21 protein-coding genes are annotated in these 21,459 nt (G+C 62.0%); 10 read left to right on the forward strand and 11 right to left on the reverse strand.

The window, feature by feature from the left end; translation table 11 throughout:
- Positions 1-38: 38 nt before the first annotated feature.
- The 4 genes from EHW12_RS22115 (at position 39) to EHW12_RS22130 (ending at position 4,220) form a co-directional block, all read left to right on the forward strand.
- Positions 39-899, forward strand: coding sequence for an SDR family oxidoreductase (locus EHW12_RS22115; RefSeq protein WP_054188823.1), 861 nt, complete (start codon positions 39-41; stop codon positions 897-899).
- Positions 899-2,707: a DEAD/DEAH box helicase family protein gene (locus EHW12_RS22120; protein WP_073512720.1), complete on the forward strand. Its 1,809-nt coding sequence runs from the start codon at positions 899-901 to the stop codon at positions 2,705-2,707. Before EHW12_RS22115 ends, EHW12_RS22120 begins: the two co-directional genes overlap by 1 nt.
- A 199-nt stretch (positions 2,708-2,906) precedes the next feature.
- On the forward strand, positions 2,907-3,383 hold the full coding sequence (locus EHW12_RS22125) for a nitroreductase/quinone reductase family protein (RefSeq protein WP_073512719.1): 477 nt from the start codon (positions 2,907-2,909) through the stop codon (positions 3,381-3,383).
- 57 nt (positions 3,384-3,440) lie between these two features.
- Positions 3,441-4,220, forward strand: coding sequence for a DUF427 domain-containing protein (locus EHW12_RS22130; RefSeq protein ID WP_047272578.1), 780 nt, complete (start codon positions 3,441-3,443; stop codon positions 4,218-4,220).
- Positions 4,221-4,250: 30 nt separating this feature from the next.
- Here the strand turns inward: EHW12_RS22130 and EHW12_RS22135 are convergent, their stop codons facing one another.
- Positions 4,251-5,483: an MFS transporter gene (locus EHW12_RS22135; RefSeq protein WP_030534893.1), complete on the reverse strand. Its 1,233-nt coding sequence runs from the start codon at positions 5,481-5,483 to the stop codon at positions 4,251-4,253.
- Positions 5,484-5,555: 72 nt separating this feature from the next.
- Here EHW12_RS22135 and EHW12_RS22140 point away from each other — a divergent pair, with 72 nt between their 5' ends.
- Entirely contained in the window at positions 5,556-6,431 is an 876-nt protein-coding gene (locus tag EHW12_RS22140; RefSeq protein WP_073512718.1) for a LysR family transcriptional regulator, read from the forward strand.
- On the opposite strand, the gene EHW12_RS22145 is transcribed toward EHW12_RS22140, so the two are convergent.
- From EHW12_RS22145 to cobF, 4 genes are all read right to left on the reverse strand, one after another.
- Positions 6,424-7,290: a DNA-formamidopyrimidine glycosylase family protein gene (locus EHW12_RS22145; protein ID WP_007727653.1), complete on the reverse strand. Its 867-nt coding sequence runs from the start codon at positions 7,288-7,290 to the stop codon at positions 6,424-6,426. The two genes, EHW12_RS22140 and EHW12_RS22145, sit on opposite strands and share 8 nt — an antisense overlap.
- A 40-nt stretch (positions 7,291-7,330) precedes the next feature.
- Positions 7,331-8,506 (reverse strand): GGDEF domain-containing protein, encoded by a 1,176-nt coding sequence (locus EHW12_RS22150; protein WP_073512717.1) that lies wholly within the window; start codon positions 8,504-8,506, stop codon positions 7,331-7,333.
- Between the two features lie 43 nt (positions 8,507-8,549).
- Positions 8,550-9,716, reverse strand: coding sequence for a GGDEF domain-containing protein (locus EHW12_RS22155; protein WP_223304416.1), 1,167 nt, complete (start codon positions 9,714-9,716; stop codon positions 8,550-8,552).
- Positions 9,717-9,792: 76 nt separating this feature from the next.
- A complete protein-coding gene (gene cobF / locus EHW12_RS22160; protein ID WP_003946376.1) occupies positions 9,793-10,533 on the reverse strand; it encodes a precorrin-6A synthase (deacetylating) in 741 nt (246 codons plus the stop codon).
- An 85-nt stretch (positions 10,534-10,618) separates the two neighbouring features.
- On the opposite strand from cobF, the gene EHW12_RS22165 reads away from it, so the two are divergent.
- The 5 genes from EHW12_RS22165 (at position 10,619) to EHW12_RS22185 (ending at position 14,764) form a co-directional block, all read left to right on the forward strand.
- Positions 10,619-11,419 carry a thymidylate synthase gene (locus EHW12_RS22165; RefSeq protein WP_003946427.1) on the forward strand — a complete coding sequence of 267 codons (801 nt, stop codon included), beginning with the start codon at positions 10,619-10,621 and terminating at the stop codon, positions 11,417-11,419.
- Between the two features lie 2 nt (positions 11,420-11,421).
- Positions 11,422-11,913 carry a dihydrofolate reductase gene (locus tag EHW12_RS22170; RefSeq protein WP_003946393.1) on the forward strand — a complete coding sequence of 164 codons (492 nt, stop codon included), beginning with the start codon at positions 11,422-11,424 and terminating at the stop codon, positions 11,911-11,913.
- 84 nt (positions 11,914-11,997) lie between these two features.
- Positions 11,998-12,330 carry a cupin domain-containing protein gene (locus EHW12_RS22175; protein WP_003946336.1) on the forward strand — a complete coding sequence of 111 codons (333 nt, stop codon included), beginning with the start codon at positions 11,998-12,000 and terminating at the stop codon, positions 12,328-12,330.
- Between the two features lie 19 nt (positions 12,331-12,349).
- A complete protein-coding gene (locus EHW12_RS22180; protein WP_073512716.1) occupies positions 12,350-13,045 on the forward strand; it encodes a hypothetical protein in 696 nt (231 codons plus the stop codon).
- Between the two features lie 27 nt (positions 13,046-13,072).
- Positions 13,073-14,764 (forward strand): GAF domain-containing protein, encoded by a 1,692-nt coding sequence (locus EHW12_RS22185; protein ID WP_042921348.1) that lies wholly within the window; start codon positions 13,073-13,075, stop codon positions 14,762-14,764.
- A gap of 3 nt (positions 14,765-14,767) precedes the next feature.
- Here EHW12_RS22185 and EHW12_RS22190 read toward each other — a convergent pair whose 3' ends face one another.
- From EHW12_RS22190 to EHW12_RS22215, 6 genes are all read right to left on the reverse strand, one after another.
- Positions 14,768-15,406, reverse strand: coding sequence for a response regulator transcription factor (locus tag EHW12_RS22190; protein WP_003946380.1), 639 nt, complete (start codon positions 15,404-15,406; stop codon positions 14,768-14,770).
- A gap of 76 nt (positions 15,407-15,482) precedes the next feature.
- Positions 15,483-16,376, reverse strand: coding sequence for a universal stress protein (locus EHW12_RS22195; RefSeq protein ID WP_073512715.1), 894 nt, complete (start codon positions 16,374-16,376; stop codon positions 15,483-15,485).
- A 358-nt stretch (positions 16,377-16,734) separates the two neighbouring features.
- On the reverse strand, positions 16,735-17,775 hold the full coding sequence (locus EHW12_RS22200) for an LLM class F420-dependent oxidoreductase (RefSeq protein WP_007727670.1): 1,041 nt from the start codon (positions 17,773-17,775) through the stop codon (positions 16,735-16,737).
- 176 nt (positions 17,776-17,951) lie between these two features.
- The gene (locus EHW12_RS22205) at positions 17,952-18,845 is read right to left on the reverse strand and encodes a universal stress protein (protein WP_007727672.1); all 894 of its coding nucleotides are present in this window, start codon (positions 18,843-18,845) and stop codon (positions 17,952-17,954) included.
- 141 nt (positions 18,846-18,986) lie between these two features.
- A complete protein-coding gene (locus tag EHW12_RS22210; protein ID WP_050654664.1) occupies positions 18,987-20,492 on the reverse strand; it encodes a glutamate-cysteine ligase family protein in 1,506 nt (501 codons plus the stop codon).
- A 125-nt stretch (positions 20,493-20,617) separates the two neighbouring features.
- Complete coding sequence (locus EHW12_RS22215) at positions 20,618-21,388, reverse strand: M23 family metallopeptidase (RefSeq protein WP_003946431.1); 771 nt, start codon at positions 21,386-21,388, stop codon at positions 20,618-20,620.
- Positions 21,389-21,459 lie beyond the last annotated feature (71 nt).

Here is a 21,459-nt window from a genome sequence, read left to right on the forward strand (position 1 = left end):
GGCAAGATGGGATGCACACCGACCGAAGGAGGGGCACCATGTCCGTAGATTCACGGTCTGCGAGGATCGCCGTCACCGGCGCGACCGGTCATATCGGCGGACTGGTGGCCCGGTCGTTGGCCGACGCCGGTGTCCCACAGCGGCTGATCGCACGGTCGGTCAACCGATTACCGCAGCTCCCCGGTGCCGATTCGGCCGAGACCACGTACGGGGATCAGAAGCGCGCTCTCGCGGCTCTGGCCGGAATCGACACCCTCTTCATGGTCTCGGCGGCCGAAAGCGCAGATCGTCTGGATCAGCACCGCACCTTCATCGACGCCGCAGCGGAGGCCGGGGTCAGGCACATCGTGTACACGTCTTTCCTCGGCGCTGCTCCGGACGCGACGTTCACGCTCGCTCGCGATCACTGGGTCACCGAAGAACATATCCGCGCTTCCGGGCTCGCATTCACCTTCCTGCGCGACAGCTTCTACCTCGATTTCCTACCCGCTCTCGCCGGTGAAGACGGTGTGATCCGCGGACCCGCAGGGGACGGTCTCGTCGGCGCGGTAGCGCGCTCCGACATTGCTGCCGTCGCTGTGTCGGTTCTGCAGGATCTGGATTCTCATGTCGGACAGACGTACAACCTGACCGGACGGGAGGCACTGACGCTCTCCGAGGCCGCGAGCATCATCACCGAAGTCACCGGCAAGCGAACCACGTACGTCGAGGAAACGCTCGAGGAAGCTTACGAATCGCGGGCGTCGTACAACGCACCCGCTTGGGAACTCGACGCATGGGTGTCGACGTACACCGCAATCGCGCAGGGTGAATTGGCGCTGATCACGGGCACCGTGGAGGACCTTGTCGGCCGGCCTGCGCTCACGCTGCGTGAATTCCTCACAGCAGAAACCGCCTGATGCCACCACGCAAAGCAACCACGGCACGCAAGGCTGCCGCAAAGAAGGCTGCACCGCAGAAGGCTGCACCGAAGAAGGCTGCACCCAAGAGGAACACGACCAGAAAGACCGCCCCGAAGAAGACTGTCGCAAAGAAGAGCTCACGCGCGACGATGCCGGATGTGCCGACTGCCGGCCCTGGTGAGAGAGTCTGGCTCCTCGACGTTCCCTTTCGGACGCCGGCGCCTGGTGCGCAGTTCGTCAAGAAATGGAAGAGCTACGCGTGGGTTGGTACGGAGTTGCCCGTAGAACTCGCTCCATTCAAGGCACTCCCCTTCTCTTATCAGCAGTGGGTAGAGGACGACATCAATGACAGCACCGGTGAACGTCCCGTTGCTGCACCCAAAATTCCTCGGCCCGAGCAGGTTTCGGGGGCTGCAGCCGTCGTCGATGCCGCTCGCGCCGGCAAACGCGGATTTCTGTTGGCAGACAATGCAGGCCTGGGTAAGACGCTGATCGCAGTGATGTCTGCCAAGACGATTGCCGAGGAGCGCGGCGAAACCAACATCCTCGTCCTCGTCGATCGACCCGCACAGATCACCATTCCGCATTGGCGCTATTCCATCGCCTCGGTGGGCGACGGTGGATTCCGCTGGTTGATCATGTCGCCTGACCAATTGAAGAAGCTGATCGCGCGAAACGGCCGCCCCAAGTACACGTTCGGTGTGGTGATTGCCGACGAGGCCCAGCTGTACAGCAACGACACACAGCGCACGGCGGCATTCGAGAAGGTCGCGCGCTTTTCGAATGCTCACGAGCAAGCGCCGTTCGTCCTGTCCGTGACGGCAACACCGGGACACACGCCGGCCGACCAGCGTTACCTGGCACCGCTTTTCGCGCAGCTGCATTCAGAACCTTCGGAGTACTGGTCCGACCTGGGCGCCAGGCTGGTCGAGTCCGGCCTTCCGCTGGACAAGTCCTACGGGAAGTGGACGTGGAGCGCAGAGGCGAAGGAATCACCTGCGCTGCAATCTCGCGCGCTCGAGACCGTGCGTGGGTGGATGTCGAACAGCAAACCGCCCTTGATGATTCATCGACCGACTCCGTGGGGACCCGTTCCGCTCGACGGTATGCCGATCGACCTCACCCATGCCCAGCGCGCCGAGTACGAGACGGAGTGGGCCGAGTACGCCTACGAAATGGGATTGGCCCGCAAGAGTCGCAACATCGCGCGCGGCCGTGCGCTGGTTCTGCGCTACCGACAGAAAGCGGGCATGATCCGCGCCGAGTCGACGGCCCAGTGGGCGCAGGCGCAGGTCAAGGCAGGCAAGCAGGTGTTGGTGGCCGTCGAATTCGTCTCCACGGCAGGTGATCCACTGGTCGAGATGATCGAAGACGCCGGGATCTCGGTGGCAAAACTGTTCGGTGCGGTGCCGGACAAGGAGGGTCAACGTCTGCGGTTTCAACGCGGGGACGCACCGGTCATCGTCTTCAATGTCACGACCTCGATCTCGCTCCATGCCAACGAAGCACTCCCGGACGGCACTCACGCGTCCCCGTTGCCACGGACGGGAATCTTTCATCAACCGCGATACTCAGGGATCGCGGCAGAACAGACGTTCGGTCGGTCGCATCGCGACTACCAGACGTGCCCGTGGGTCATACCCTTCGGCGTGGGCACCAAGGAAGAGGACGTCGCCACGGTCATGTTGCGCAATCTCAATTCGGTCACAGGTCTGAAAGGTGGTGATCGATCCGGTCTGCGGTCGCTGTCCGAACTGCTCGGCGTCGAGTGGCTCGAGCCTGATGTCTTGACCTCGGAGGGTTGATCTTCCAACGACCGTCCAACGCGCACAAACGAACGGTTTCGGCGGTATGCCCCAATTCTACTCCACCAAAACCGAATTCGGCTGACCGCTTCATTCCTTTCGGGACCTTGGGACTCAGGTATCTGTGACCAGACGTGGCAGACTCTTTCGAGTCGAGGTGCACCAGCCTCGAAACAGTGCCGAGAATGCGAGGGGTCCGATGCGCAATATCTACCGGTCATTGATGCGCAATGTCGGCCATACACAATGGTTCTCGGATCTCGGCAAGGATCTGGTTCCGCTCGATCGAGCAGTGCAGAGAGTGTCGGGAGGCAAGCTCTCGCTGGTCGGAGAGAACACCGTGACTCAGCTACTGCTCACCACGACGGGCCGTAAGACCGGCCGTTCTCGAACCACGCCACTCCTGTACGCACCCGACGACGATGCGTTTGTCGTCGTCGGTTCGAACTGGGGGCAGGATACGCATCCAGCATGGACACTCAATTTGATGGCAAACCCCACCGCAATCGTGACAGTGAAGGGCGTCGAAATACCGGTCGGTGCGAGTCTGGCGGAGGGCGCCACGCGTAAGAAGCTGTGGGAGCTCGCGACCACCACGTGGCCGCCGTACGAAACCTACGCCGATCGAGCATTCGGGCGCCAGATCCGCGTATTTCGACTCCAACCTGTCAAATAACTGCTGCCGGGCGCAGGATGGGAAGGACCACCCTGCCGATCTCAGGAGCATTCGCGAATGTCCACAGCACTGACTCACGCAGAAGACACACAGATCACAGCTTCCAACGGGCGGATCGCACTGGAGCCGAACCCCCGCCGAATTCGAGCCTTCTTCGCTGGTCACGCCGTCGCAGACACCACTCGTTCGGTATACCTTTTCGAACGCGGCCGCCTGCCGATGTACTACATCCCCCTCGCGGACGTTCGTACCGAATTCCTCGTCCCGACGTCGACGACCACCCATTGCCCATGGAAAGGTGACGCCACCTACTGGACGATCGAGATCGGGGATCGCCGGGCCGAGGACGCCGTCTGGACCTACCCTGAACAGTTCGACGGTTCCCTGGATCTGAGTGAGTACGTCGCTTTCTATTGGGATCGCATGGACGCCTGGTACGAGGAGGATCAACAGGTCTTTGTCCACGCCCGCGATCCATACGTACGTATCGACGCACTCCCCTCGTCCCGCCACGTCCAGGTCTTTGTCGGCGACGTACTGGTCGCCGAGACGAGACGACCCAGACTGCTCTTCGAAACCGGACTGCCCACGCGGTACTACATTCCGAGAATCGACGTTCGCAGCGAGTACTTTGCGCCGTCCCCGACCACCACGGCCTGCCCCTACAAGGGCACTGCGTCGTATCTGTCGTTCACCGGCACAACCGAACTCGCTCCGATCGAGGATCTGGCGTGGTTCTATCCGTTCACTACCGCCGAAGCGTCCGGGATCGACGACCACGTGTCGTTCTATCCCGAACGCGTCGGCAAGATCCTGGTGGACGGTGCCGAAATCTGAAAGGTGCTGGAGCCGAGAAGGTGTGGGTGCCTACCCCACTGCAACAGGGGATTGCGGGATTCGCAGTTCAGCCGTCTCCAGTCGGCGATCATGCACCCACACCATCGCCGTTGCAACGGAGAAGACCAACCCGGCGATGCATACTCCGTTCCAGCCGTACGACTTCCACACCACTGACCCCACCGCCGAGCCCACGGCAGCACCGACGAAGTAGGTGGTCATGTACACGGAATTCACACGCGAACGCGCTTCGGGGACAAGGGCGTAGATCACGTTCTGGTTGCTGACGTGCACTCCCTGCAGCGCGAGGTCGGCAAGGACGATGGCAACGAGAAACCACACCACGTGGGTGGCACCGGCGACAAAGGGAAGCCACGACACCAAGAGAATCGCGATGGCGCCGCCGGTCGCCAGCTGACCCAATCCCCGATCGGCCAGTCTGCCCGCCACCGTCGCCATCAAAGCTCCCGCCACACCGAGTAGTCCGACCAAGCCGATTTGAGTGTCGCTGTAGCCGAATTCGCCGGACAGAAGAAAGGCCATCGTCGTGAAGACGGTGCTGACAGCAGCAAAAGCCAGTCCGCCCATGGCCGATCGGGTTCTCAGGCGCGGCAAGGTCGCAGCCAACTTCCCTACCGAAGCGAGCGTTGCGCGGTAGCTTGCCTTCGGGCGATCTGCGGAATCGGAAGGCAGAGATCGCCACAATGCCACGGCCATCACCACCATCAGCACCGCCGCAACCTTGTATACCGTCGACCAACCTCCCAATCCGGAGAGGACGCCGGCAACGCTGCGCGCCAGCAGGATTCCGATCAGCAGTCCACTCATGATCGTGCCGACCACCTGACCGGACCTCTCAGGTTCGGCCAGCGAGGCGGCAAACGGAATCAGCACCTGGGCGGCGACCGAAAAGACGCCAGCGACAGCGATTCCCACTGCCAGCGTGGCAAAGTTGGGCGCAAATCCGCTGACCGCTTGACCGGTCGCCGCCAGCAGCATGAGCCCTACCGTCAGCTTGCGTCGGTCCACCATGTCGCCCACCGGAACCAGAAGTATCAATCCGAGTGCATACGCGACCTGCGCGATGGTCACCGTCGCGGCCGCTGCGGAGGCCGACACATTCAGGTGATCTGCGATGGAATCGAGGAGTGGCTGGTTGAAATAGTTACCGCCCGCGCACAGGCCCGTCGCTGCAGCCATCAGCAGCACTATCGGTAGTCCGAGCCTCGGACGCGCGTCGCTTGAAATCATGTCGTCAAGCATGACCGCCTACACCGACGCGCGTCCAATAGATAGATATGCATGATCTATCTCCAGAAACGATAGATTGGTGCAATGGAACTACGTCACATCCGCTACGCCCTGGCAGTCGCGGAAGACAGACACTTCAGCCGAGCAGCGTCGCGGTTGCACGTTTCCCAGTCCGCCTTGAGTGCCCAGATCAGAGACCTCGAAAAGGAACTGGGAGTCGAATTGTTCAACCGGAACAGCCGAAACGTCGGCCTGACTGCTGCAGGCGAGGTTTTTGTCGCCCGCTCCCGCGAGGTACTCGGCGCCGTGTCGAGACTCGTCAGTGATGTCTCCGCACGGAGCAACGAGCAAGTGCGGTTGACGGTCGGCACCATCACCTCGGCGGGGCGCGTCGACGTCGGACGCGCGCTGGCAGATCTGACACGGCGCCACCCTGCAATCAACATCACCGCGCGACCGTACGGCAGTGAAGTAGTTATCGAAGGAGTCCGGTCCGGTGCAATCGACGTCGGCATTGTCGGATTGGCCGCAGGTCGCCTACCCAAGAGCTTTGCCGCCGCGCCGCTGTGGAGTGAACCCACCGCAGCGTTCGTTGCTCCTGACCATCCCTTTGCCCAGGCTTCGTCGATCAGGCTCGAAGACCTACGCGATCACACTCTCGTGGACTTCGCCTCCGGCAGCGAGGCCCGTGTCCAAACCGACCAAGCCTTCGCCGAATCACAGGTCCCTCGGGGAAAAACACTTGAAGCCAACTCGGTAGACCTGATCTGTTCACTGACCGCCAACGGCCTGGGCGTAGGTTTGCTCCCCCGGTCCATGAGCGCCCTGCACCCCGAATTGGTCTGTATTCCGATCACCGATGCGCCGCATCGGATCGTCCACGCAATCACCGAACCCACCCATTCGTCGGCGCTCGCCCGCGAGTTCGTCGAACTACTCGCAGCGCAGTTCGCTACTTGAGCAGTTTCGACATTCGCCTGTCCGCCAACGGCTTACCGCCGGTCTGGCACGTCGCGCAGTATTGAAAAGAGCGCTCCGCGAACGACACTTCGCGTACGACGTCACCGCACACCGGGCACGGAAGTCCGGTACGAGCATGCACTCGCATCCCCGAGCGTTTCTCACCTTTGAGCCGGGCCGCGTCCTGACCTTCCGAACGCTCGATCGCGTCGGCCAGCGTGGATCGCATCACGGCATACAGCGTCGAAATCTGATCCGGCGTCAGCCGCGACGAGGTCGCGAAAGGCGAGAGTTTCGCGGTGTGGAGGATCTCGTCCGAGTAGGCGTTCCCGATACCGGCGATCAACGACTGCTCGACTATCGAGTTCTTGATCCGCGCCGACGTTCCGCCCAGAATCTGTGCGAACTCGGCTTCGGTCACGGCCATCGCGTCCGGCCCCAACCGGGCGATGCCCGGAACCTCCTGCGGATCGTTCACGACCCAGACGGCGAGGCGTTTCTTGGTGCCGGCTTCGGTGAGATCGAATGCCGGCGTCAACCCTTCGGGTGTGAAGAAATGAACGCGCAGCGCCAACGGCCCCTTCCCCGGCTTCGGCGGCGTCGCCGATGGATTGTCCAGCCAGCGCATCCAGCCGGCACGGGAGAGATGCGTGACCAACCACAACCCGTCGCAATCCAGAGCCAGATGCTTCCCGAAGCGGGCGGCGCCCGTGACGTCACGCCCCTGCAGAGCAGTGATCGGCGGATCGAAGGTCTTGAGCACACTCAATGCAGCGATGTCGACGCGTCCCACCACTGCGCCGACCGCGTGCTGACGAAGGAACCCTGCCAGCGCTTCCACCTCGGGTAGTTCAGGCATGGCAACAGACTAACGCCGACCACGGACACTCACAGCGCGCTCAGTCCGTTTCCGTCTGCAGCACCACCGAATGCCCACCGCGTGCCTTCGCGGAGTACATCGCCCGATCCGCTCGCCGCAGCAGAGTCGGGTAGGCGACCAGCGCATCATCCGCTGATTCGAAAGGCCCTGCGATCTTCGCGATTCCGACGCTCATCGCCACCTCGGGATGATCGGGCGAGGTGATCGTCGAACGGAGTAGCTCATGTTCGAGTCGATGGAACGAGCGTTGATCGACCGAATCGACGATGACGAACTCGTCGCCGCCTATCCGTGCGATCAAGGCCGCCGGGCCGGCGCATTCGACCAGTCTCGATCCGACTTTTTCGATCACAGCGTCACCGACGGTATGTCCGTACTCGTCGTTGATGGCCTTGAATCGATTGATGTCGACGGCGGCGACTACCAAGAGCGCCGAGTGCGTGTACGACCGCTCCAGCAACAGTCGCACTTCGTCGGCCAGTCCCCTCCTGTTGAGCAGTCCCGTCAGTGGGTCCAATTGCGAGTTCAACGCGTCGGTGCCGAGGATGGAGAAAATGAACTGACAGGCAAAGGGAATCACGTAGATTGCCGCGCCGACCAGTACTACCAACGCGACCAGAACCGGAGTATCCACATCGTTTTCGACCACGGCCGTACGTGTCACGATGCCGATGACCACGACGAATACCCACAACATGTGAAGGCTCTGTATTCGAGCATTGTGGAAGAACGCGATGTATCCGCCGATCACCGAGAACATCACGGCGTGTGCCAGTGCTGCAAGTGGATTGGAGTACAGCAGCATTGCGGCCGCTATTCCCACTTCCGAGTAGAGCACAAAGGCGTAAGACCAGGAACGGGAGAGATTGCGCCTCGTCGAGAGTGCGACGGCCATCATCACGGTTATGACCATGATGACTGCGTTCGCGGTGCGCGCGTGCGAAGTGGTCGGGCCCTGTGGACTGAAGCGAGTGAGGAACATGATCACGGTGACCAGCACCAACGAGCAGACGACGAGAAACCGCGAGGCGACGGTCAACCCTTTGTCCGCGAGATAGCGATTGAAGGTGTCGAATTGGTCCGGACGCCGATACCAATCGACAAGTTGAGAAGAGATCAGCCGGAACGCGGGACCCGAGAGCGGTCGTCGAGACGCCACGGCGTCCGAACGCTCAACACTCTCGGCAGATTCCATAGGGTCAGGGTAATCCAGTCAACTCCCCGCAATCAGACAATTTTCACTGTTTGCCGTCCCACATCACAACCTGATCGCCGCCGGCGGCCTTCGCGCGGTACATCGAGGCATCGGCTACTCGAAACAGTTCCGTCAACTCCTCGTCGGAAATAATCGACGACCATTCGGCAGAGGTGATCGCGACTCCGACGCTGGTGGTCACTACCGGATCACGATCGTCGATTCGCAAGTGCCTTCGCAGATTGTCTTCGAACGCAGGCGCTGCGCCGACGTCTATCGTGTCTACCAACACGAACTCGTCCCCACCGAATCTGGCGAAGAGCGCCTTCTCGCCGCCGCACCACCGCAGTCGATCAGCAATCTGGCGAAGTACGAGATCGCCTTCTTCGTGCCCCTGTGAGTCGTTGACGCTCTTGAACGAATCGACATCGACAATCGCGACGACATACGACGACTTGCTCGACGCATGCCCCGTCGCCCCCATTTCGACAACAGCTCGCTGCAGCCCGCGCCGATTCAGAAGCCCTGTCAACGGATCCACATCCGAACTGTCCGCGTCGGAGCCGAGAAGTGAGAGGACGAACTGGCAGGCGAACGGGATGACCACGATCCCGGTGGCGATGATCAGGCACAGTGCTGTGGCCAACGCAGGATCCGCGTAGACCGCAACCTTTCGGCCGACCACTGCCAGAACCACGATGGACAGCGCGATGTGAACCGCCTGGAGTCTCGCGTTGTGAAAGTACGCGATGTAACCACCGATCAGTACGAAGAGCACACACTGGATCAACCCGATGAAAGGGTCGTTGTTCAAGAACACACCGACGAATACGCCGACCTCGCAGTAGGCGACAAAGAAGTACGACCACCGACGCGTGATTTCGGGCAGAAGGCAGAAGAGCACGATCACCGCAATCGTGACGGCGATGATAACGGCGTTGACGACGCTGGTGACGTGGTTGTGCACGCCCGCGTCGCTGAAGCGCAGCAGAGTCATCGCAATGATGACCGTCGTCAGCGAGCCGATGACCAGCAATCGGACAGCTAGCTCCAAGCCCTTCGTGGCGAGGTATCGATTGAAACTGTCGAATTGATCAGGACGCCGATACCACTGAACCAGAAGGTCGAAAGCCGACTTCACAGCTGATTTTTCACGGCCACGCGGCGCGGGCAGAATCGACTGCAGTCGGTCCTGCCCGAACGATGTCATGCGCAGATCATAGGTGCGCAGACCGTCGTTCGGGATCAAGAGTGCAGGATCGAGGCGGCAAATTCAGGGTCGGTTGTCAGCGCCGAACGAGGTACGTATCCATGATCCAACCGTGCTTCTCACGCAACTCCGCCCGGCGAGCGACGATCCGATCTTCGACGTCACGCAGTTTGCCGGAAATCAACTCCTCGTCCGGGGTCCCGAGGTACGCGCCCCACCAGATCTCGGCGTCGTTTTCGCTTACCTGAGTGAAGGTGCAATGCGCGTCGAGCATCACGACGGCATTGTCCACGCCGTCGGGCAATCCCTCGGCCAGTTTGCGGCCGGTCGTGATGTGGATGGGTTCGCCGATTCGGTTGAGGACGATTCGGTGTTGTGCAGCCAGCGACTGCACGCTGGTGATTCCCGGGATGACGGAGTAGTCGAACGAAACTCTCCCGCGAGCGAGCACGCGCTCGACGATCCGCAGAGTGCTGTCGTAGAGGGAGGGATCACCCCAGACGAGAATCGCGCCGACGCCAGGTTCGGCCGCAAATTCCGCTTCGAATTTCGCGGCCCGACGCTCGTGCCAGTCCTCGACGACGCCCTCGTAATCGGTGGGGGTTCGGTCCCGCGGCGGGTCCGTGATCTCGACCACCTTGTAGTCGAGGTGAACGTGCTCGTCGAGAATCCCGGTGCGCAAGTCGACCAGGGCCTGCTTCTCGTCACCCTTTCCGATGATGAAGAAGGTATCGGCCCTGTTCATGGCCTTGATCGCCTGAACCGTCACCTGGTCGGGATCACCAGCACCGATACCGATCACCAAGAGTTCGCGCATGTGCCGAGGCTATATTGCCGTGCGCCTTTATTAACCGCCGGAGGTTAATAAGGGCGCACAGCAAGGCAGGCCCTAGACTGATCCCGTGACTGTCTCCACTGCTTACGAAGACCTCCTCCGGCTCGTCATGGAGACGGGTACCGCCAAATCCGATCGAACCGGAACCGGCACCCGCAGCATCTTCGGTCACCAGATGCGTTTCGATCTTGCCGACGGCTTTCCGCTCGTCACCACCAAGAAGGTCCACCTCAAGTCGATAGTCAACGAACTCCTGTGGTTCCTGCGCGGCGACTCCAACGTGGCGTGGCTGCACGAGCACGGCGTCTCCATCTGGGACGAGTGGGCCGACGAGAACGGTGAACTCGGCCCCGTCTACGGCGTCCAGTGGCGTAGCTGGCCCACCCCTTCGGGCGAGCACATCGACCAGATCACGCAGACCGTCGAGACCCTGCGCTCCAACCCCGATTCGCGGCGGATCATCGTTTCGGCGTGGAACGTCGCCGACATTCCACAGATGGCCCTGGCGCCGTGCCACGCTTTCTTCCAGTTCTACGTCGCCGACGGCAAGCTCTCCTGCCAGCTGTACCAGCGCAGCGCCGACATGTTCCTCGGCGTTCCGTTCAACATCGCCAGCTACGCGCTGCTCACCCACATGATGGCCCAGCAGGCCGGACTCGACGTCGGCGAGTTCGTCTGGACCGGCGGCGACTGCCACATCTACGACAATCACGTCGACCAGGTGACCGAGCAGCTCGGCCGCGAACCGCTGCCGTTGCCGACCCTGAAGCTGAACAAGCGCGACTCCATCTTCGACTACACCTTCGAGGACGTGGAGATCGTCGACTACCAGCACCACCCCGCGATCAAAGCCCCGGTAGCGGTCTGACGATGACCGATCGCACAGTCACCCTCATCTGGGCGCAGGCCCACGGCGGCGTCATCGGCGCCGACAACTCGATCCCGTGGCGCGTGTCCGAGGACATGGCTTACTTCAAACGCGTCACCATGGGCCATCCGGTAATCATGGGGCGGCGCACCTGGGACTCCATTCCATCGAAGTTCCGTCCGTTCAGCGGGCGTCGGAACATCGTCGTCACACGCGATCCGCAATGGCACGCCGAAGGCGCCGAGGTGGTCCGCAGTCTGGACGACGCCCTGGCGTTGCCGGACGGTGACGTCTTCGTCGTCGGTGGCGGGCAAATTTATTCGGCTGCACTGCCATTCGCGACGCATCTACTGGTGACCGAGATCGACCTCGACATCGCCGGTGATGCTTTTGCTCCCGAGATCGGCCCCGAATGGAACCTGAAATCCGACGAGCCCTGGCAGACCTCGGAGAAGAGCGGCCTGCGCTTCCGCTGGTTGGAGTACACGCGCTGACCGACTTCCGCCGATAACGAGGCACCTCGCGAGTGAGTCGGTCATACTCCAAGAAGGACATTCACCGCTTCCGAGAGGTCTTAGATGGACAAGAAGTCACTGACCGCTCTCGCTCGCCAACAGTTGAAACTGGCGGGCTCGGCGACCAGCGGTCGCAGTTCACAAACCGTCTACGGTGGCCACCAGCGCAGCCTGCGACAGACGGTGATCGCGCTGAGCGCCGGCAAGAGCCTCGCCGAACACGACAGTCCGGGCGAAGCCACATTGTTGGTCCTGAGCGGGAAGCTGAATCTTGTATGTGGGAGCGACCAGTGGAAAGGATCCACGGGTGATTTCCTGACCGTCCCGGCCGACCGGCACAGCGTCGAAGCGCTCGAAGACGTTGCATTTCTACTGACCGTCGCCATGAAGGGCTGAAATCGGTAGCGTCTTCCGCGTGAGCGAAACCGTGATCGAAGTGTCCATCGTCGCAGCCCCGTCCGTACTCTGGCCCGCGCTGCGCGACCCGTCGCTGATTCGACGTTGGTTCGGCTGGGAGTACGACGGACTCGACGACGAAATCACCCAGATCTACTCCACCGCTGAGGCCGACCCCGAAGCGTTGACGCTGAAACTCGGAAACGGCGACCGTTTCTCACTTCGCGAACAGGACGGCAAGACGGTCGTCCGCATCGACCGACCGGCCAAATCTGCCGACGACGACTGGTACGACGACATCACCGAGGGCTGGACGACATTCCTCCAGCTGCTCAGATTCGCAGTGGAGCACCACGGACTGGCCGAGCGTAGAACCATTTATCTCGACGGCCTTCTGCTCCCCGGTGAGAACGTGGCAAGCGTCCTCGGGCTCACCGAAATCGAATTGGAAGCGGGAAGTCGGTACGCGGTGACAATCGCTCCCGGCGACTATTTCGAAGGCGTCGTCGACTACGTCACCGACCACCAATTCGGGTTGACAGTCGAGGATCTCGGCCCTGGCTTGCTGTCTGTCGCCACCCAGTCGGTGACGGCGCAGCGGCCCGACGGAGGCATGTCCATCCTGCTGACCACCTACGACCTGAGCGATGACGAGTTCGACGAGATCAAGCATCACTGGTCGTCGTGGTGGGAAGGTCGCCGCCAGGAGAGCTGACGTTCGGTGAGGCGATATGCTTCGACCATGGTCGAAGCTTCGGGTCACAGTCCGGCACGTACGTTCGGCGAGTTGCTCGACCGCCTGGGCGATTCCAATGCCGACATACCGACACTCCACCGCCTGCTCGAGGCGGTCCTGGTGGTCGGCTCCGGCCTGGACCTCGACCTGACGCTTCAACGGATCATCACCTCTGCGACAACGGTTCTGGATTGCCGCTACGGCGCCCTGGGGGTCGCGGCGCCGGGGGGCGGGCTCTCGGAATTCGTGTACGAGGGAATCTCCGGGTCCCAACGCGCGACCATGGGACATTTCCCCGAAGGTCATGGCGTGCTGGGTGTTCTGATGAATCACCCGCAGACTTTGCGTGTGGCCCATCTCGGCGACCATCCCGAATCGGTGGGATTCCCCGCAAATCATCCACCGATGGAGAGCTTCCTCGGAGCGCCGATCATGATGCGGGGAAAGGTGTTCGGAAGCATCTACCTGACCGAGAAACGGGGACAGGCCGAGTTCACCCAGGAAGACGAGGTCATTCTCGAAGCCCTCGCCATCGCAGCCGGTATCGCTGTGGAAAACGCCCGACTGTTCGAGCAGTCACGAACTCGTGAAAGATGGCTCACCGCAACATCTGCCATCCGCTCGCGGTTGCTGGCCGGTGACTCGCTCGAGGACGGCCTGCAACTTCTTGCCAGTCGCGTTCGGGACCTGACCGGCGTCGACGACGTGATCGTGGTGATCTGCGAGAACGGCTACGCACAGGTTCACGCCGCGGCCAGCGCCCGGACCACGTCACGTGGCGTCAGAATCCCGGCGACCACTTATCCGTTCGACGTGGTGCGGAGCACTCGAAAGCTACAGGTACTCACCACTTTAGGCGCACTCACCGAACTGGTGCCGTCGGCTGGGAGTGCGGTAGTGGCACCGATGTGCGTCGCCTCGGGTGTAGTCGGCGCGGTCATCGTGGCGTCGAATTCCACCAACACACACTGGGATCACGACGAACTGACCCGGATCGAGTCGATGGCCGAACTCGGCTCCGTTGCAATCGAGTTCGACGAGAAACAAAAGGCGCAACGCCTGTTGTCCGTTCTCGCCGACCGCGACCGCATCGCACGAGACCTGCACGACAACGTCATCCAGCGACTGTTCGCGAGCGGAATGAGCCTGCAGAGCACGCTTCCGGACGAGACCCTCCCGGAGTCGGCGCGCGCGATTGTCAAACGATCTCTCGAACAGCTCGACAAGACAGTCCGCGAGATTCGGACAACCATCTTCGATCTGCAGACTCCGACGGCCACCGATTCGTCGAGCCTGCGCCGACGCCTCCTCGATGTCATCGGCGACGCCACCGCACAGTCCGCGGTGACCCCGAGCGTCCAATTCTCCGGCGCCATCGACACTCTGGTGAATCCCGGGATCCACCAGCACGCCGAAGCCGTGCTGCGTGAGGGGTTGAGCAACGTCCTTCGGCATGCACACGCACGCCACATCACCATCGCTGTCACCGCGGACGTCGAATTTGCGATCACGATCGAGGACGACGGCGTCGGACTCCCCTCCGACTTCCACAAGAGTGGACTGCACAATCTGGAGCGCCGCGCCGAACATTGCGGCGGTACGTGCACGATCGTCAATCACGATCCGAGCGGTGCACGCCTGCTCTGGCGAGTACCGCTCGGTCGCACCAACTCGAATCGACCGAAATCCGGTCGTTAGATCCTAGCGACTGCCGCTACGGATTTCGGTCGCCAGCACCGCAGCCTGAGTACGACGCTGCATGCCCAGCTTCGAGAGCAGACGCGTCACGTAGTTCTTGACCGTCTTCTCCGCGAGGAACAATCGCGCGCCGATCTCCCGGTTGGTGAGCCCTTCTCCGATGAGGTCGAAGACTGCTCGCTCCTGATCGGAAAGTTCGGCCAACGGATCAGCTGTACGGTCGCTGCGGATCCGCTGCATCAGCGCCTCGGTTGCACGACTGTCGAGCAGTGAACCGCCACGCCCGACTGTGCGGACTGCAGCGACCAGATCGGTTCCGAGAATCTGCTTGAGGACGAATCCCGAGGCGCCCGCCATGATCGCGTCGAGCAACGCCTCGTCGTCGGCGTACGACGTGAGCATCAGGCAGCGGAGGTCGGGAAGCATCGAGCGGAGTTCTCGGCACAGTTCGACGCCGTTGCCGTCAGGCAGGCGTACGTCCAGAACAGCGACGTCGGCGTTGCTCTGCGGTACCGCGGCCAGCGCTTCCCCCACGGACGCCGCCTCGCCCACCACCACGAAGTCCTCGACCCCACCGAGTAGGTCGAACAATCCGCGTCTGACGATCTCGTGATCGTCGACCAGGAATATCCGCGTTGTCATCGAACCCCTCCAAAAGACATCTCACGTCGAACGGTACCGGAGACGGTGGACTCAGAACTCATGGAATGCATTCTCTTCACTTGTTGACGTGCCGGACGATGAGAACCGGGCAATCCGCGGTGTGCAGGAGCGCCCGACTGGTCGATCCGAGGAGCATTCCTGCGAATCCGCCGCGCCCGCGACTGCCGACGACTATCAACTGCGCCGTCTCCGCGTATTCGCTCAGGACTCGGACCGGCCGGTCACGCGCGACGACTCTTTCGACGACGACGTCCGGGAAACGCTCGGTGAATCCGGCCAATTGCTCGGCGAGGACAACTTCCTCACCCGTCTGGATGCTGCTCCACAGTGGGTCGTCGGGGGTGGCGCCCAACGAGGGCTGCACACTCACGTCGCTCCACACGTTGACGGCAATCAAGGTAGCGCCCCGCGCGGAGGCCTGCTCGAAAGCGTGCTCGACTGCCTCGATGCTGCTTTCGGATCCATCGACACCGACGACGACGGGGCCCTCGGTCGGCGGCCGACCGTCGAGCGTCCGTCCTCGGACAACTGCAACCGGAGATTCGCCGTGCGAGACAACCGAGACCGTCGCAGAACCGACGACCAATCCGGTGAATTCGCCGTGCCCGCGAGGGCCGAGCGCAATGATGTACGCACCCTTGGACAATTCGATCAAGCGATCGGAGACGCTGCCGTCGAGCAGTTCGGTGACGATCTCGAGGTCGTCGTCGATGCTTTGCCGCGCGAGGATCTGTGCGCTGTCCAGACGAGCGGTGGCAGTGCGCCGCAGTTCGTCCTTGAAGCTCTCGGCGAGGTAAGGCTCGGAGTAGTAGAAGACTGGGATGTGCACCACCGTCGCGATGTGGAGCGGTCGACCGAGCGCCACTGCCGTCCTCGCCGCCCAGACGACAGCCGACGACGCCGATTCCGAACCGTCTACCGCTACGACGACGGGTTTGGTTGCACTCATGTTCGTCCCTCCACAATCGACCACAGAATCTCTTCGCCCTCACACTATTGCCCAATGACGGCAAAAAGGATTCATCAGCCGACGCGAGTCCCGAATCGGACATTGGGTGTTCGGGTGGACTGCGGCAACGGCCCCGCCAACATCCCTTTCGGGCGTCAACGAGGCCACCGGTGCCGGATTCGCACGCAAACCCTGGCTACTCGATCCACGTTAGGTGAAGAACCCGACCGGTCAGAAGTGAAAAAAGTCCTGTCAACAAGCGCCCAAAATCGGGTTTCGTACGCAGGAGATCCTGAACCACCCGCTCTGCTGTGCGCCTTTATTAACCGCCGGCGGTTAATAAAGGCGCACAGCAGGGTCAGTCACAAATCTTGCGGAACTTCTCGATCAGCTGCACTCGGCCGTTGCGGTCGGCCGCCAACGGCGTGACGTTGAGCGTCGTGACACCGGCTTCGGCGAAGGCTGCGACGCGTTCCTTGACGTAGCTCTCGGGACCGATCAACGACACTGCGCGAACCAGTTCGTCCGGCACTGCTGCTGCGGCTTCGTCCTTCTTGCCCGCGAGGTAGAGATCCTGGATCTTCTCGGCGGCCTCTTCGTAGCCGTAGCGCACCGCGAGATCGTTGTAGAAGTTCTTGCCCTTGGCGCCCATGCCACCGATGTAGAGCGCAAGGCTCGGGCGTACCCAGTCGAGCATGTGGTCGACGTCGTCACCGATGGCCAGTGCCGGCGACGCGTACACCTGAAGCTCACCGAGGCTCGGATCGCGCTTGGCCTTGCCCTTGGCGATCGGCTCACCCCACACGCTTGCTGCCTTCTCCGGATGGAAGAAGATAGGTTCCCAGCCTTCGGCGATTTCCGCCGTCAGCTCGACGTTCTTGGGTCCGAGCGAAGCGATCAGGATCGGGATGCGCTCACGCACAGGATGATTGATCAGCTTGAGCGGCTTTCCGAGTCCGGTGCCCTTCTCGGCGGGGAGGGGAACCTGGTAGTACTTGCCCTGGTACTCGACCTTCTCGCGGCGCCATACCTGACGGCAGATCTCGACGACCTCACGTGTGCGTCCCAGCGGAGCGTCGTACTTGACGCCGTGGAACCCCTCGATCACCTGCGGTCCGGAAGCGCCCAGTCCCATCACGAAGCGACCGTTGGAGACGAAGTCGAGGCCCGCCGCCGTCATGGCGGTCAACGAGGGCGTACGGGTGTAGATCTGAAAGATTCCCGAAGCGAGTTCGATGGTCGACGTCTTGGCCGCCAGGTAACCGAGCTGGCTGACGGCGTCGAAGGAATACGCCTCCGGGACGAAGGCGATGTCGAGGCCCGCCTTCTCCAGGTCACCGACCTCTTCGACGGTTTCGGCGAACCCGCCGCTGTAGTTCAAACCCATACCGATACGCACGTTGTAACCCCAATCCTGACGATTGCTGCCGTGTGCGACGCGCACACGAGCAGTGGTACTCCCATCGAACACTTACTCACATCGAACACTACGGAACCTGAGTCCGCATTCATGTGACTACCCCGTTCATATTCGATGACCGAAATGAACGGGGTAGTGGGAGAGCCTGTCGAGGGTCAGGATTCTTCGGGGCGAACCACCATGACGGGGCACTTGGCCGAAGCGATCAGGGTGTTGCTGGTCGAGCCGAGCAACATGCCGCGGAATCCACCGCGACCACGGCTTCCGACTACGACGAGCTGCGCTTTTGCCGACCAGTCCAGCAGCCGTCCGCGTGGGTTGTCGAGGTATACCTCGCGCCGGACCTTCACGTCCGGGTATTGCTCGGACCATCCGGCCAAGCTCTCGCTGAGTACCGCATGCTCTTCCTCTTCGAGAGACTGCGGGGCAAGCGCAGCGGCCCTCGGGTCTTCGAATGCCGCACTGCCGAGGTCACTCCACACGTGCAACGCCACCAACTCGACTCCGCGGAACGACGCTTCCTCGAAAGCCGCACCGACGGCCTGGGCGCTCAACGCGCTGCCGTCGACGCCGACCACTACGGGTCCTTCCGAGGGCACCGCACCATCGCGGTCTCGGACGACGATGACCGGACACTTGCCGTGACTGGCCACACCGACCGCGGTATTGCCGAGGACTGCTGTCGCCGCCTTGCCTGACGCCGACGCTCCGACAACGACCCGCCTGGCCTGTGCCGAACTCTCGATCAGCCACTGAGTTGCGCTGCCGATGGCGATTTCGGTGTGAACTTCGAGTTTCGGATCGATCTCACGGGCGAATTGTTCCGCCTCTGCCAAGATCGCTTTTCCGGCCTCTTCGACCCATTCGTACACCCCACCCGCGTCGACGTACGGTCCGCCGAAACCGTAAGGCGCGAAGTCGAGAGCGTGGATGATGTCGAGTCGCAATTCGCGCTGGGCGGCGATTTTCGCGGCCTCGCGGAGCGCTGTGGACGCAGTGTCCGAACCCTCGACTCCGACAACAACACTGTTATGTTCGCGTGAACTCATGTGCCCACCTTCCTGAAGAAGTAACCGAGCCACTTTCACTCTAACCATCCCACTTGTCCGGCTTTTTTGGGGTCGCCCCCTCTTCATTTCGGGGACTTAGGTCCCCGAAACTGTTGACGGATAGGAGAATTAGCAGAGCAATCAGGACCAGGTGTGAACAGGATCTCCCGTCCGCATGTTCTCCACGTAACCGCGGAGCATTCCGGTGAGCGCAGTCGAGCGGTCCGCGCCCGAGGCCTCCGCGTGCGCCACTTGCTCGCGTTGCCAGGCGGCACCGGTCTGCCGATTCATGCACCGCCCTTCGATCACGCCGAGGTACCGATCGCGGGCCGCGGCGGACAATCCGAAGTCGGCCAAACCCTCGTCCGCCAACGGCAGCAGCCTTCGCAGGACCAACTCGTCGGCACCGACCCAACCGATCTCCGGCCAGTACAGGGTGGCGTCGAGTCCGTACTTGGCGCCGATGTGCAGGTTCTCTTCGGCCGCATGGAACGACATGTGCGACCACAGTGGCCGCTCCGCGTTCACCAATGCGCGAACGGTTCCGTAGTAGAAGGCCGCATTGGCCATGATGTCGACGACGGTCGGCCCGGCCGGCAGCACCCGATTCTCGATACGCAAGTGCGGCTTGCCATCCGAGCAGTCGTAGACAGGCCGATTCCAGCGATAGACCGTGCCGTTGTGCATCTGAAGCTCGCTCAACTCCGGAACCCCGCCCGCCGCGAGCACTTCCAGTGGATCGGTGTCCGAGACATCAGGGAGCAGCGCCGGGAAGTACCGTGAATTCTCCTCGAACAGGTCGAGAACCGAATGGATCCACCGCTCACCGAACCACACTCGCGGTCGCACACCTTGGTTCTTGAGCTCGAAAGTTCGGGTGTCCGTTGCCTGTTCGAAGATCGGAATGCGTGATTCGTGCCAAAGCGCCTTCCCTGCCAGGAAAGGGGAATTGGCCGCAAGCGCCACCTGTACTCCGGCCAGACACTGCGCGGCATTCCAGTGCGCTGCGAATTCTTCCGGCGCGACGCGCAGGTGCAACTGCATGGACGTACAAGCCGCCTCCGGCACCACCGAATTGGTGTCGGCCCGAAGGATTTCCACGTCGCCACCGGGTAGCGCGACACCTTCGACGTCGAGTTCGATGTCCTCTCCTCGCGCGGCAAAAATTTGCTCGTTGAGCAATTCGTAGCGCGGGTTGGCGGTGATCCACTCACGATCGAGATGCTCGAGCTGCAGTGTCGGCAGCATCCCGATCATCACCATCTCGGCGTCGTGCGCGTGGATTCGCGCGTCTGCGACGTCGAGGGACGCCCGCAGTTTCTTCTCCAATTCGAAAGTCGCATCACCGGTGAGTGGGCCGGGCTCGACGTTCATCTCGACGTTGAACTGTCCGAGCTCGGTTTGGAAAACCGCAGAGTCGTCGATGGATTCGAGCACTTCACGGTTGGACATCGCGGGCGTCATGTCGCCGGTCACGAGGTTGAACTCGATCTCCATGCCCAACAGCGGAGCGGGCTTGTCGACGGCGTCTCGGAAGTCACCACCGTCGAGCATCTGCTTCATGGCGTCGACGCACGAGCGCACCTTCTTACGAAAGAGCCTACGGTCGGCTCTGGTGAATTCTCGCGCCGTGACCTCTGCACCCATTGCGCATTCCCCCTTCGACGATCAACGTCACTGAAGGCTATCCGTCCGGTGTCACCGACAAACGAGAACTGCGGTGGCACCGGGAAGAATTTCCCGACGCCACCGCAGTTCTCCGAAAGTTTCTTCTACGAGTTGTCGACCCAGGTGACAGCTACGCCGCGAGCCTGCAGCCACGCTGCGGGATCGACCTTTGCGCCGTTCTCGGCAACCTCGAAGTGCAGGTGCGGGCCGGTGGACTGGCCACGGTTACCCACGGTGGCGATCTGCTGGCCGGCGTTGACGCGCTGGCCGACGTTGACCTGGTAGTCGTTGACGTGGCCGTACGTGGTGACCGTGCCGTCGTCGTGCTGGACGCGGACCCAGAGGCCGAAACCTGACGCCGGGCCGGCGTCGATGACCTGGCCGTCGGCTGCAGCCAGAATCGGCGTACCGATCGGAGCCGCGATGTCGAGGCCGCCGTGGTGTGCTCCCCAGCGCGAACCGAAGGTGGAGGTCAGCGTTCCGGACACCGGCTGCACGGTACGAGCTGAGGTGCCGGGGTTGATCCCAGCGAGGAACTGCTGTGCCTGCGTGTTGAGGTCGGCAGCAAAATCGGGAAGCTCGGGGATGTCGAGAGCCGGAAGTGCCGCCAATTCAGCCGGAACGACAACGCCCTCGGGAAGCAGACCCTGCGGGATTTCGATGCCGGCGATGGTCTGTGTTGCCGGCGCCGCAGCAGCGGTTCCTGCACCCATCTGGCCTGCACCGACGAGGAGCGCACCGGTAGCCGCAGCTACGACACCTGCCTTGACACCGGCACCAGGGCCAGCCGACGGGGTGCGGTGGCGGCCGCTTGCTGCCTCGGGATCGATCTCGAAGACAACATCGTCATTGCCCGTGCGGTGGTGGTTTCCCACAGTGTGTACTCCGTCAGTCGTCGGCGTGCAGCGTCCTTCTGATGAAGCCCGCTCCTCTGTCTGCCGAAGAA

It is taken from the genome of Rhodococcus sp. NJ-530, assembly GCF_003860625.1.
GTDB classification, from domain to species: domain Bacteria; phylum Actinomycetota; class Actinomycetes; order Mycobacteriales; family Mycobacteriaceae; genus Rhodococcus_F; species Rhodococcus_F qingshengii.

Coding starts and splice junctions, on each gene's coding strand:
- EHW12_RS22115 (WP_054188823.1), top strand. CDS start 39: ATGTCCGTAGATTCACGGTCTGCGAGGATCGCCGTCACCGGCGCGACC.
- EHW12_RS22120 (WP_073512720.1), top strand. CDS start 899: ATGCCACCACGCAAAGCAACCACGGCACGCAAGGCTGCCGCAAAGAAG.
- EHW12_RS22125 (WP_073512719.1), top strand. CDS start 2,907: ATGCGCAATATCTACCGGTCATTGATGCGCAATGTCGGCCATACACAA.
- EHW12_RS22130 (WP_047272578.1), top strand. CDS start 3,441: ATGTCCACAGCACTGACTCACGCAGAAGACACACAGATCACAGCTTCC.
- EHW12_RS22135 (WP_030534893.1), bottom strand. CDS start 5,483: ATGCTTGACGACATGATTTCAAGCGACGCGCGTCCGAGGCTCGGACTA.
- EHW12_RS22140 (WP_073512718.1), top strand. CDS start 5,556: ATGGAACTACGTCACATCCGCTACGCCCTGGCAGTCGCGGAAGACAGA.
- EHW12_RS22145 (WP_007727653.1), bottom strand. CDS start 7,290: ATGCCTGAACTACCCGAGGTGGAAGCGCTGGCAGGGTTCCTTCGTCAG.
- EHW12_RS22150 (WP_073512717.1), bottom strand. CDS start 8,506: ATGGAATCTGCCGAGAGTGTTGAGCGTTCGGACGCCGTGGCGTCTCGA.
- EHW12_RS22155 (WP_223304416.1), bottom strand. CDS start 9,716: ATGACATCGTTCGGGCAGGACCGACTGCAGTCGATTCTGCCCGCGCCG.
- cobF (WP_003946376.1), bottom strand. CDS start 10,533: ATGCGCGAACTCTTGGTGATCGGTATCGGTGCTGGTGATCCCGACCAG.
- EHW12_RS22170 (WP_003946393.1), top strand. CDS start 11,422: ATGACCGATCGCACAGTCACCCTCATCTGGGCGCAGGCCCACGGCGGC.
- EHW12_RS22175 (WP_003946336.1), top strand. CDS start 11,998: ATGGACAAGAAGTCACTGACCGCTCTCGCTCGCCAACAGTTGAAACTG.
- EHW12_RS22185 (WP_042921348.1), top strand. CDS start 13,073: ATGGTCGAAGCTTCGGGTCACAGTCCGGCACGTACGTTCGGCGAGTTG.
- EHW12_RS22190 (WP_003946380.1), bottom strand. CDS start 15,406: ATGACAACGCGGATATTCCTGGTCGACGATCACGAGATCGTCAGACGC.
- EHW12_RS22195 (WP_073512715.1), bottom strand. CDS start 16,376: ATGAGTGCAACCAAACCCGTCGTCGTAGCGGTAGACGGTTCGGAATCG.
- EHW12_RS22205 (WP_007727672.1), bottom strand. CDS start 18,845: ATGAGTTCACGCGAACATAACAGTGTTGTTGTCGGAGTCGAGGGTTCG.
- EHW12_RS22210 (WP_050654664.1), bottom strand. CDS start 20,492: ATGGGTGCAGAGGTCACGGCGCGAGAATTCACCAGAGCCGACCGTAGG.